Raw genomic sequence first — 11,725 nt, 5'->3', positions numbered from 1 at the left:
CGCGGCGTAGCCGCGCGCGTCTCGAAACCCGCGGGGGCGTGCGCCGGAGCGCGAAAAGCCCTGGAAGAATGACAGGCATGGCCCAACAGGTGAACCCGCCCCGCGGCATGCGAGACTTCCTCCCAGCAGACAAGGCCCGACGCGAGCACGCGCTGGGCGTCATCCGCGGCAGCTATTCCGCACAGGGCTTCGACGAGATCGAGACCCCGGTCATGGAGGATGCCTCGCGCCTGCACTCCGGTCTCGGCGGCGACAACGAGAAGCTCGCGTTCGGCATCCTGCGAAGGGGTCTCAGCCCCGAGGCCGTCGCCGAGTTCGCGGCGGTGGGGGATCTCGAGTCCCTCACCGATCTCGGGCTGCGCTTCGACCTCACCGTGCCGCTCGCCAGGTTCTACGCGAGTCACCGCGCCGCGTTGCCCAACGTGTTCAAGGCCATCCAGATCGCGCCGGTGTGGCGTGCTGAGCGGCCCCAGAAGGGCCGATACCGGCAGTTCGTGCAGTGCGACATCGACATCATCGGCGAATCGGGCACGGCGGCCGAGATCGAGCTCCTCGTCGCGACGATCGCGACCCTCGAGGCTCTCGGCCTCACGGGGTGTGCCATCCGCATCAACCACAGGGCGATCCTGCGCGGGCTCATCGCGTCGTGGGGAATCGCGGAATCCGACTACGAGCGCGCGATGATCACCATCGACAAGGAAGACAAGATCGGCGTCGAGGGCGTCGTCGCCGAGCTCGTCGACCTCGGACTCGTCGACGCCTCCACGTCGGCCGTCGTGGCCGAGAGTCTCTCCGGGCTGCCGGACGACGGCTGGAACCTCGACAGGGGAGTTGTGCCACCTCCCGCGTGGCTCGACACGGATGCCTACCGCAGCCTGCACGACATCCGCGACGCCGTGCACGCGGTCGCTCCCGGCACCCCGCTGGTGTTCTCGCACAACCTGGTGCGTGGCATGGGCTACTACACGGGCGCCATCTTCGAGATCCAGCACCCCGAGCTGGGATACTCGCTCGGCGGAGGCGGACGCTACGACGGCATGATCGGGCGCTTCCTCGGAACGGACGTTCCCGCTGTCGGGTTCTCGCTCGGCTTCGAGCGCATCGTCGACCTCGTCGAGGTACCCGAGCAAAGCGCAGCCGACTCCGTCGTGCTCGTCTACGACCGTGAGGTCGAACCCGCGATCCTCTTCCGACTGAAGCGCGACCTGGTGACCGGAGGCGCGCGTGTGCGCGTCGAGAAGCGCGTGAAGAACCTCAAACCGCTGCTCGAACGGCTCGCGGATGCCGGCTACACCCAATTCGCGACGGTCGGCGCCGGCCTCGAGCACGTCTCCGAGCTGCAGTTCCGCGACCTGGGCTGATCCCGGCGGTCTACCCGGGCGTCGACAAGCGCATCATCGAGCCGGCTGCGAGCGCAGCGCGATCAGCGTGGCGTTCACGCGGTCGAACACCGCGCGATCAACGGTGACACCACCGAGACGGAGCGCGAGCACAGCGGCGCCCGCGGTCCCGTCGCTCACCGAGCGAACCTCGGTGACTCCGGCGAGCCCATCGACATCGAGACCCAGCGAGCTCAGCACGCCTCCTCCGCAGACCACGGGCCCCGGCACCTGCGCGGAGGCCACCGCTCGCAGCGTCGTCTTCAGCGCAGCGCGTCCGTCACGGATGATCGCCGCCGCGACGTCATCCCCTGCCGCGGCGAAGACGAGCGGGGCGAAGCGGGCCAGCTCGATGGTGCGGAGGGAGTACACGGCGTCGAGCAGGAATCGCAGCGACTCCGGGCGGCCGTCCGTGGCCACCGTGTAGTCGGGCGCGATGCCGAGCATGTCGAGCAGCAGCGGCGTCAGCGCCGTCCGCGGCCCGCGCCCGTCGAGCTCGGCGGCGATAGCTCGCACGACGCGTCGTCCGAGCCAGAAACCCGAGCCGCCGTCGCCGAGGATCCAGCCGAGGCCGTCTGCTGCGACATCCGCCTTCCCGTCGCGCACCCGGAGAGCTGCAGCACCGGTGCCCGCCACGATCGCGTAGCCGTCGGGCTCCCATGCCCCAGAGCAGAACGTGGCGAGCAGGTCGGACTCGAGCTCGACGGGTCCGGTGATGCCGATCCCGTTCAGCGCCGAGATGATCCAGTCCGTCGAGGTGTGCGCGCGAGAGCCCGCCATCGCCAGCACGGCGACGTCGACGTCATCGTGCGAGGAGGCGCGAGAGAGCGCCGCGGACACCGCGGAGACGACCTCACGAGAGGCGTGCTCCGTGCCGGAGGAGATCGGATTGCCCGACCCCGCAACGCCGTAGCCGAGGCAGTTTCCGTCGCGCGTGAGCACGACTGCTCTGGTCGACGTGCCGCCAGCATCGACGGCGATCAGATTTCCCATAGATCACTTTTCTGTTTCAGGACTTGAATTCCGGCTCGTGCAGTCCTGATAATACTTTTCAACCATCCCCCGATGAAGTGAGACGGATTTTCACGTGAACGTTGCTTCAGACCTGACGAGCGCGGCTGACGCGACTGCGTTGTCGGTCCCCGCAGCCGTCACCGGACCGGGGGTAGGCATGCGCATCCAGTCTCGACTTCCGCAGATGTCGCAGGCAATGGCCAAGATCGCGGCCGTGCTGCTCGACTCGCCGGATGCCCCGCTGCGGCTCTCGATCACCGAGCTCGCCGAGTCTGCCGGCACGTCGCCCGCGACGGTGACGCGCTTCTGCCGCACCATCGGATTCTCCGGCTACGTTCCGCTGCGCGTCGCGGTGGCGTCGGATGTCGGCAGGGAGCGCGCGCGAGAGACCTGGAGCGAAGACATCGGCCGCGAATTCGGCCCTGACGACTCGCCCACCGAGGTGATGAGCACCCTGCTCGCGGCGCACACCCGGTCGCTGCACGAGACCGCCGAGCTCGTCGACCTCGCCCGCCTCGAGCGGATCGCGTCGCACATCGCGACGTGCGAGCACGTCGACCTGTACGGCATCGGCGGTAGCGCCACCATGGCGGAGGAGATGCAATCGCGGCTCTACCGCATCGGCATCAACTCGCACGCGTGGCCCGAGGTGCACACCGGGCTCACGAGCGCTGCGCTCCAAGACGAGCACTGCGTCGCCATCGCCATCTCCAACACCGGCCGCACCGAGGAGACCATCCAGATGCTCGAGTGCGCCAAGTCGACAGGCGCACTCACTGTCGCGATCACGAACTCGCCCGACTCGCCGCTGGCGAAGCTCGCGGACGAGCACATCGTGACCCTTGCGCTCGAACAGTTCCTGCAGCCCGACGACTTGTCGGCAAAGCACTCGCAGCTGTTCGTGCTCGATCTGCTCTACCTGCTGGTCGCCCAGAAGAACTTCGGTCGCACGACGACAACGCTGTCGGCTTCGGCGCTCGCGGTCGCTCCCCATCGCCGGTCGGCACGACCGCGGCGTGGACAGGAGCCCGCTCAGAACGACCCCGCGCAGAACGTCTCGGCGGGGCACGAGCCCACCCAGCACGAGAAGGAGCATGCATGACCCGCCTCTACGACGACTTCCTCGCCGAAGCCACCGTCCGGTTGAACGCACTGGCTGCCGAGGCGAACGCCGGCGCCCTCGACCCGGCGATCGACCTCCTGGTCGACGCGATCAACGCCGGGGGAGTGCTGCAGGCATTCGGGACCGGACACTCGGAGGCCTTCGCCATGGAGATCGCAGGTCGCGCGGGCGGCCTCATCCCCACGAACCGCATCGCCCTGCGCGACGCCGTTCTGCGTGGGGACCGCAGCGCCGACATCCTCGGCTCCGGCAGCAAACTCGAGCGCGACCCCGGCATCGTCGACGAGCTGTTCCGCATCTCGCCGATCGGTCCGGAGGATGTTTTCCTGATCGCCTCGAACTCCGGCGTGAACGGATCGATCGTCGGCATGGCGCTCAAGGCGAAGGAGACCGGACACAAGGTCATCGCCGTCACGAGCCTGCTGCACACCGATGCCGTCGAGCCGAAGCACCCGAGCGGGCTGAAGCTTCGAGACATCGCTGACGTCGTCATCGACAACAAGGCGCCATATGGCGACGCGACGCTCGAGCTGGGCGACGGGGTGGGGGTCGGCGCCATCTCGTCGATCACCGCGGCCTTCATCGCCCAGCTGCTCACGATCGCGGTCGCCGAGCGCATCGCCGCGTCGGGCACAACCCCACCGGTCTACATCTCCGCCAACATCCCCGGCGGTGACGAGCACAACAAGGCACTCGAAGACCTGTACCAAGACCGCATCAGCCGTACCGCCTGACGGGCGGACGGGCGGTCATCCGAAAAGCACCACCTAACACCGAGAAAATGGAAAGGCAGCAATCGAATGAGCACAGAAAGTAGGGGACTCGACCGGCGCAACTTCTTGCGCGGCGCGTTCGCGGCGGCGGTCGCCGTTCCGATCACCGTCTCGCTCGCATCCTGCTCGTCAGGCGGCGGCAGCACCGGTGGCGGCGGCACGAAGTCGGCCAAGAACCCGTTCGGACTCAAGAACGGCTCCGCAATCGAAGCCGTGATCTTCAACGGCGGTTACGGCTACGACTACGTCACGTTCGCCTCGAAGGTCGTCGACAAGCAGTTCGGCACCAAGTCGAAGGTCACCCCGCAGACCAACATCGCGCAGTCGCTGCAGCCCCGCTTCGTCGCCGGCAACCCGCCGGACCTCATCGACAACTCGGGTGCGAACCAGATCGGGTTCAACACGATCCTGAAGAGCCTCGAGACCCTCGACGACGTGTTCGAGGCGAACAACTACGAGGGCACGAAGATCAACGACACGCTGTACCCGAACGTGAAGACACCTGGCACGTTCGACAACAAGTTCGTGGCGATGAACTACGTGATGACCGTCTACGCGATCTGGTATTCGGCCAGCCTGTTCGAGGCCAACGGCTGGACTCCGCCGAAGACCTACGACGAGGCAATCGACCTGGGTGCCAAGGCGAAGGCCAAGGGCAAGTACCTGTTCGTCTGGGGCAAGGAAGCCGCAACATACTACCTCACGATGGCGATCGACTCTGCGGTGAAGGAGGGCGGCCTCGATGTCATGAACGCTCTCAACAACCTGGAGAAGAACGCCTGGTCGCAGAAGCCGGTGCAGGACGTCTTCGCCAAGCTCGAGACCATCGTCAAGAACGGGTACTTCGTTCCTGGTGGTGCAGGCACCCAGTTCACGGCGGCTCAGGCCAAGTGGAGCCAGGACCAGCAGGCGCTGCTCTACCCGTCCGGTGGCTGGATCGAGAACGAGATGAAGAACGCCACTGCGTCGGGCTTCAAGATGACAGGCGCGCCGGAGCCCACGGTCACCGACGCGCCGAAGCTGCCCTACGAGGCACTTCGTGCGGCTGCAGGTGAGCCGTACATCGTGCCGTCCCAGGGCAAGAACGTGGCGGGCGGCAAGGAGATCCTGCGCGCCATGCTGTCGAAGGAAGCGGCGACCAACTTCACCAAGACGCGCCTGGCCCCGACCATCGTCAAGGGCCTGGTTCCGGCGGACGGCTTCGGCTCGACCGCCCTCGTGTCGCAGGCGAAGATGCTCTCGGATGCCGGCAACAACATCTTCGACTACGAGTTCTCCAGCCTGTACGGCCTCAACACCGACCAGCTCGTGATCTGGAACTCGTTCCTGTCAGGGCAGGCCACGGCCGCACAGCTGACGGCTCAGATGCAGAAGATCTCGGACAACGCTGCGGCATCCAAGTGACAACTACAACCAGCACAACGACGTCGGGGGGGCGGGTCGCCCCGCCTCCCCGGCGGCGCCGCAAGAAGCTGACCTTCGACAAGGTCAGCTTCATGGCGGTGTTTCTGATCCTCCCCCTTGCGGTCTTTTTGCTCTTCGTGATCTGGCCGTTCATCCAGGCGGTGTACTACTCGCTCACCGACTGGAACGGCTTCACGCCGAACATGAACTTCATCGGGTTCCAGAACTTCGTGAAGCTCTCGCAGGACAGCACCTTCATCCAGGCGGTGATCAACTGCATCCAACTGGGCATCATCGTTCCCCTGGTGACCATCGTGGTCGCGCTCATCATCGCGAGCATCGTCACCGTCGCCGGACCGAGCAAGGGCCAGATCCGCGGAGTCAAGGGTTCCGGCTTCTACCGAACGGTCTCCTTCTTCCCGTACTGCATCCCGGCGATCGTGATCGGCCTGATCTGGGCCGAGGTGTACGACCCGAGCGCCGGTCTGCTGAACGGCTTCCTCACGGCCATCGGTCTGCAGCAATTCACCAACTTCGCCTGGCTGGGTGAGGTCGCGACAGCCATGCCCGCGTCGATGTTCGTCATCATCTGGGGCTTCATCGGCTTCTACACGGTGCTGTTCGTCGCGGCGATCAAGAGCATCCCGGCCGAGATCTACGAAGCCGTGCGTCTCGACGGCGCGAGTCGCTTCCGCACTGCCGTCTCGATCACCATCCCGTCGATCCGCGACAACGTGCAGACCGCGTACATCTACCTCGGCATCGCGGCACTCGACTCCTTCGTCTACATGTCGGCGCTGTTCCCGAACGCCGGCGGCCCCAACAACACGACCCTGGTGATCAGCCAGGACCTGTTCAACACGGCGTTCCGCAAGGGCCAGTTCGGCTACGCGACTGCCATGGGTGTCGTGCTCGCGGTGATCACGCTGATCTTCGCGGCCATCGTGTTCGGGGTCAACCGACTCAGCAAGGGACGAGAGGAGGGCAGGTCATGACCGCAACGGCTCAGACCACGCAGCCCACTGCAGGCAAGATTCGTCCCCGCGGCAGGAAGCAGAAGCTCACCGGCGGCGACGTCGCCGTCGGTACGGCTTCGCATGTGCTTCTCGTCGCATGGTCGCTGATCGTCGGAATCCCGCTGCTGTGGGTCTTCATGTCGTCGTTCAAGACGACGAAGCAGATCCTCGCGTCGCCGTTCGGGCTGCCGACGAAACTCGACTTCTCGAACTACGTGAACGCGTGGAACGGGTCGGGTATCGGCAGCTACTTCGCGAACACTCTGATCGTTGTCGGATGCGCGCTGGTGATCGTGATGATCCTCGGTGCGATGTGCGCCTACGTGCTCGCCAGGTTCAAGTTCTTCGGCGCGAGGGCGATCTACTGGCTCATGCTCGCTGGACTGACGTTCCCGCCGTTCCTCGCGATCGTGCCACTGTTCAAGATCCTGCAGAGCATCTTCCTGCTGAACACGCTGCCCGGCCTGATCCTGACCTACGTGGCTTTCGCGCTGCCGTTCACCGTGTTCTTCCTGTACGCCTTCTTCCAGAACCTGCCCGATGAGATCTACGAGGCGGCGCAGGTCGACGGGGCGAGCGAGTGGCGCACGTTCTTCCAGGTCATGCTTCCCATGGCGGGTCCTGGCATGGCAGCGATCGCGATCTTCAACTTCCTCGGTCTGTGGAACCAGTACCTCCTGCCCGTCGCGTTGAACTCCGACCAGAGCAACTACGTGTTGACGCAGGGGATGGCGCAGTTCGCCTCTCAGGCCGGATACGCGGTCGACTTCGGTGCTCTGTACGCCGCAGTGGTGATCACGGTCATCCCGGTGCTGATCGTCTACATCTTCTTCCAGCGTCAGCTGCAGGGCTCGGTGAGCCAGGGAACGATGAAGTAAGAGGCATCACTCGACGAGGTCGTCGATCTCGAACGGACCATGTTCTCGGAGTGAAGAGGGCGGTCGCGCACAGCGACCGCCCTCTTCTTGCGTGCGATCGGGGGTGCACTGGCCCGCCACTAGACTGACCTCGGACAGTCGTCCGTCCCCCTTTTCCAGATCCCTAAGGAGATCGTTGTGGCTCTGATCGAGGCTGTAGGCGCTCGCGAGATTCTCGACTCCCGTGGCAACCCGACCGTTGAGGTCGAGGTGCTGCTCGACGACGGCACGGTGTCACGTGCCGCTGTTCCGTCAGGTGCATCCACAGGCGCTTTCGAGGCCTATGAGCTCCGAGATGGCGACAAGTCCCGCTACAGCGGCAAGGGCGTGCAGAAGGCCGTCGACGCTGTGCTCGACGAGCTCGGCCCGGAGATCGAGGGCTTCGAGGCATCCGACCAGCGCGGAATCGACGCCACGCTCCTCGAGGTCGACGGCACCGAGAACAAGAGCCGCGTCGGCGCGAACGCCATCCTCGGCGTGAGCCTGGCCGTCGCGCGCGCCGCTGCCGACGCCGCCGACCTTCCCCTTTTCCGCTACATCGGCGGGCCGAACGCCCACGTTCTGCCCGTTCCGCTGTTCAACGTCATCAACGGCGGGGAGCACGCAGACAACGGCATCGACATGCAGGAGTTCTTCCTCGCGCCGATCGGTGCCTCGAGCTTCCGCGAGGCGCTTCGCTGGGGCGCGGAGACCTACCACGTGCTCAAGTCGGAGCTGAAGGCAGCAGGCTTCAGCACCGGGCTGGGCGACGAAGGTGGATTCGCACCTGACCTTCCGAGCAACCGCGAGGGCCTCGACTTCCTCGTCAAGGCGATCGAGAAGGCGGGCTTCACGCCGGGCTCCGACATCGCGCTCGGACTGGATGCCGCCGCGACCGAGTTCTTCGAGGACGGCGTCTACACCCTCGACAAGAAGCCGTGGTCGGCTCCCGAGCTCATCGACTACTACGCAGACCTCGTGGACTCGTACCCCATCGTGACCATCGAGGATGCCCTCGCCGAGGACGACTGGGAGAACTGGAAGCTGCTCACCGACAAGCTCGGCTCGAAGATCCAGCTCGTCGGCGACGACCTGTTCGTCACCAACCCGAAGCGTCTCGCGAAGGGCATCGAACTCGGTGTCGCGAACTCGCTCCTGGTCAAGGTCAACCAGATCGGCACGCTGTCCGAGACCCTCGACGCCGTCGAGCTCGCACATCGCTCCGGCTACACGACGATGTTCTCGCACCGCTCCGGCGAGACCGAGGACACCACGATCGCCGACCTCGTCGTCGCGGTGAACTCCGGTCAGATCAAGAGCGGCGCTCCTGCGCGCAGCGAGCGCGTGGCGAAGTACAACCAGCTGCTGCGCATCGAGGAGGAGCTCGACACGGCCGCCGTCTACGCGGGCCGCAGCGCGTTCCCCCGCTTCACGGCGTAGTTGGACGGTCTCGGGGCGGTCATGCGAGAAGCTTGATCAATGGCCGCCCCGAACCGACGCGTTTCCGCGAAATGGCTGCGCGGCATCCGATTCTCCTGGTTCAGCTTCGTGATGCTGGGCCTCGTCGTGATGGGAGTGTTGGTGATCGCGCCGACGCTGCACCTGTACATCGATCAGCGTCACGAGATCGCGGCGCTGGAGAAGAGCAACTCCGACACGGCCGGCAAGGTCTCCAACCTCACGAAGCAGCAGTCGGACTGGCAGAATCCCGACTACATCAGAACTCAGGCCAGAGACCGGTTGTTGTTCGTGATGCCGGGGGAGACCAGCTATCTTGTCATCGACGATCGCCCGCCGGCACCGAAGAAGAAGGCCGCAGACGTGAGCACCGACATCCAGACGACCAAGAGCGACTGGCTGGACTCGCTCGCCGGGTCGTTCTTGACGGCGGGACTGACCGATCAGACCGCCGATCAGCTCACGAAGTGAGGTCATGACAACACCACCGTTCGACCCGGTGTCCGACCGCGACATCGAGATCGTCTCCGCCCAGCTCGGTCGTCCGGCGCGCGGTGTCGTCGGCATCGCCGCCCGCTGCGTGTGCGGTGCGCCGACAGTGGTCGCCACCGCGCCGAGGCTGCCGGATGGCACGCCGTTCCCCACGCTCTATTACCTGAGCCATCCGGCCGCGACAGCAGCGATGTCGCGACTCGAGGCGACGGGCGTGATGGCCGAGTTCGCGGAGCTGCTCCAAGAGGACGAAGATGTGAGGGCGGCATACGAGGCCGCTCATCGCACGTATCTCGCCGATCGCGACCGCATCGATCATGTGGAAGAGATCGCCGGGTTCTCCGCCGGCGGCATGCCGACGCGCGTGAAGTGCCTGCACGCCCTGGCCGCCCACGCATTGGCAGCAGGACCGGGCGTGAACCCCATCGGCGACCTCGCACTGGCGAGGGGCGATTGGTCGCCGGATGCCTGTGAATGTGCTGACTACCCGGTGCGGTAGATTAATACCAAACTTTTTGTTTCAAGGAGACGCTGTACTGTGCCCAAAATCCTGATCGTCGGCGGTGGCTACGCCGGCTTCTACACTGCCTGGAAGCTCGAGAAGTGGCTGCGCAAGGGCGAGGCCGAGGTCACGCTGGTCGACCCGCTTCCCTACATGACCTACCAGCCGTTCCTGCCCGAGGTGTCGGCGGGCGAGATCGAGCCGCGTCACGCGGTGGTCTCCCACCGTCGTCACCTGAAGAAGACGAGGATCATCGGCGCGAAGGTCACGTACGTGAACCATGCCGAGAAGAAGGCCACGATCACGCCGCCTGTCGGCGAGCCGTGGGACTTCGAGTACGACCAGATCGTGATCACCGCGGGTGCCGTGAGCCGCACGTTCCCGATCCCGGGTGTCGCGGACCAGGCCATCGGCCTCAAGAACATCGAGGAGGCCGTCGCGATCCGCGACCGCGTGCTCGACAACTTCGCCAAGGCCGCCGTGCTCCCCGCCGGCCCCGAGCGAGAGCGCCTGCTCACGTTCGTCGTCGTCGGCGGCGGATTCGCGGGCATCGAGGTGTTCGCCGAACTGCGCGCCTTCGCCAGCGCGCTGCTCAAGCAGTACCCCGAGATCACCTTCGAAGAGACGCACTTCCACCTCATCGAGGCGATGGGCCGCATCATGCCCGAGGTCTCGCTCGAGACGAGCCACTGGGTCATCAAGAACCTGGCCGAGCGCGGAGCCCAGATCCACCTAGAGACGCAGCTGCAGAGCGCCGTCGACGGCGTCATCCAGCTCAGCACGGGGGAGAGCTTCGAGTCCGACCTCATCGTCTGGACCGCCGGCGTCATGGCCACCCCGCAGATCGTGCGTCACACCGACCTCCCGATCGAGGAGCGCGGCCGTGTGAAGACCCGTGCCGACCTGCGCGTCACGACGGACGGCGAAGACGTCGTCGCCGACGCTTGGGCGTGCGGTGACGTCGCTGCCGTTCCCGACCTGTCCGGCTTCGGCGTCGGCGGCAACACGGTTCCGAACGCGCAGCACGCTGTGCGCCAGGCCAAGCTGCTTGCGAAGAACATCGTCGCGACGCTGCGCGGCGAGGGCATCAAGGACTACTTCCACAAGCCGCTCGGCGCTGTGGCCGGCCTCGGTCTCGGCATCGGTGTCTACCAGTGGCGCAAGATCGCCATCAAGGGATGGCCGGCCTGGTTCATGCACCGCGGTTACCACGGTCTTGCCATGCCGAGCTGGGAGCGCAAGTGGCGCGTGCTCGGTGACTGGTGGCTCGACTTCTGGCTCGGACGCGACAACGTGTCGCTCTCGAAGATCCAGCAGCCGCGCGAGGCGTTCGAGGAGTTCGCCGCCCGCCCGAAGCCGCCGGTCGAGGCCGCGGCTCCGAAGGCGGAAGAGACGAAGGAGCCTGCGAAGGCTGCAGTCGCCGGCTGAGTGAGTCGTATCGAACGGCCGCACGGGAAGGTCTCCGTGCGGCCGTTCTGCGCGTTCACCGTTGGCGGCGCGTTATAGCCTGCAGGTAACCGCGCGAGCGTAGCTCGCGCGGCGCTGGCGTCGCGGCAGAGGCCCACCGGGCCTCTGCTCCTAGCTCCAGCGCGCCCCTATAGCCCAATCGGCAGAGGCAGGCGACTTAAAATCGCTTCAGTCTGGGTTCGAGTCCCAGTGGGGGCACGG

Annotated in this window: 11 protein-coding genes and 1 tRNA gene; 11 read left to right on the top strand and 1 reads right to left on the bottom strand. The window is 65.8% G+C overall.

The annotated features are described in order from the left end of the window. The first annotated feature begins 77 nt into the window (after positions 1-77). Positions 78-1,361: a histidine--tRNA ligase gene (gene hisS / locus ACYVDN_RS07400; RefSeq protein WP_460569929.1), complete on the top strand. Its 1,284-nt coding sequence runs from the start codon at positions 78-80 to the stop codon at positions 1,359-1,361. Between the two features lie 33 nt (positions 1,362-1,394). Here hisS and ACYVDN_RS07395 read toward each other — a convergent pair whose 3' ends face one another. Further along, positions 1,395-2,372: an N-acetylglucosamine kinase gene (locus ACYVDN_RS07395; RefSeq protein ID WP_460569927.1), complete on the bottom strand. Its 978-nt coding sequence runs from the start codon at positions 2,370-2,372 to the stop codon at positions 1,395-1,397. A 94-nt stretch (positions 2,373-2,466) separates the two neighbouring features. Between ACYVDN_RS07395 and ACYVDN_RS07390 the strand changes: the two genes are divergently transcribed. The 10 genes from ACYVDN_RS07390 to ACYVDN_RS07345 all read left to right on the top strand — a co-directional run bounded on the left by ACYVDN_RS07390 (position 2,467) and on the right by ACYVDN_RS07345 (position 11,722). After that, positions 2,467-3,495, top strand: coding sequence for a MurR/RpiR family transcriptional regulator (locus ACYVDN_RS07390; RefSeq protein ID WP_460569925.1), 1,029 nt, complete (start codon positions 2,467-2,469; stop codon positions 3,493-3,495). Further along, positions 3,492-4,250 (top strand): sugar isomerase domain-containing protein, encoded by a 759-nt coding sequence (locus ACYVDN_RS07385; protein ID WP_460569923.1) that lies wholly within the window; start codon positions 3,492-3,494, stop codon positions 4,248-4,250. The genes ACYVDN_RS07390 and ACYVDN_RS07385 overlap by 4 nt, the downstream gene beginning before the upstream one ends. Before the next feature lie 66 nt (positions 4,251-4,316). Next, a complete protein-coding gene (gene ngcE, locus ACYVDN_RS07380) occupies positions 4,317-5,693 on the top strand; it encodes a type 2 periplasmic-binding domain-containing protein (RefSeq protein ID WP_460569921.1) in 1,377 nt (458 codons plus the stop codon). 92 nt (positions 5,694-5,785) lie between these two features. After that, on the top strand, positions 5,786-6,688 hold the full coding sequence (locus ACYVDN_RS07375) for a carbohydrate ABC transporter permease (RefSeq protein WP_460569919.1): 903 nt from the start codon (positions 5,786-5,788) through the stop codon (positions 6,686-6,688). After that, on the top strand, positions 6,685-7,587 hold the full coding sequence (locus ACYVDN_RS07370; protein ID WP_460569917.1) for a carbohydrate ABC transporter permease: 903 nt from the start codon (positions 6,685-6,687) through the stop codon (positions 7,585-7,587). The genes ACYVDN_RS07375 and ACYVDN_RS07370 overlap by 4 nt, the downstream gene beginning before the upstream one ends. Before the next feature lie 177 nt (positions 7,588-7,764). After that, on the top strand, positions 7,765-9,045 hold the full coding sequence (gene eno / locus ACYVDN_RS07365) for a phosphopyruvate hydratase (protein WP_460569915.1): 1,281 nt from the start codon (positions 7,765-7,767) through the stop codon (positions 9,043-9,045). A gap of 39 nt (positions 9,046-9,084) precedes the next feature. Then, positions 9,085-9,534: an FtsB family cell division protein gene (locus ACYVDN_RS07360; RefSeq protein WP_460569913.1), complete on the top strand. Its 450-nt coding sequence runs from the start codon at positions 9,085-9,087 to the stop codon at positions 9,532-9,534. Between the two features lie 4 nt (positions 9,535-9,538). Further along, entirely contained in the window at positions 9,539-10,054 is a 516-nt protein-coding gene (locus tag ACYVDN_RS07355) for a DUF501 domain-containing protein (RefSeq protein ID WP_460569911.1), read from the top strand. A gap of 39 nt (positions 10,055-10,093) precedes the next feature. Next, positions 10,094-11,485 carry an NAD(P)/FAD-dependent oxidoreductase gene (locus tag ACYVDN_RS07350; RefSeq protein ID WP_460569909.1) on the top strand — a complete coding sequence of 464 codons (1,392 nt, stop codon included), beginning with the start codon at positions 10,094-10,096 and terminating at the stop codon, positions 11,483-11,485. Between the two features lie 163 nt (positions 11,486-11,648). Further along, positions 11,649-11,722: transfer RNA gene (locus tag ACYVDN_RS07345), tRNA-Leu, on the top strand. The last annotated feature ends 3 nt before the right edge of the window (positions 11,723-11,725 follow it).

It is taken from the genome of Humibacter soli (assembly GCF_054779035.1).
The sequence above is the reverse complement of the archived record's forward strand: the minus strand, read 5'-3'. Positions and strand labels throughout refer to the sequence as shown.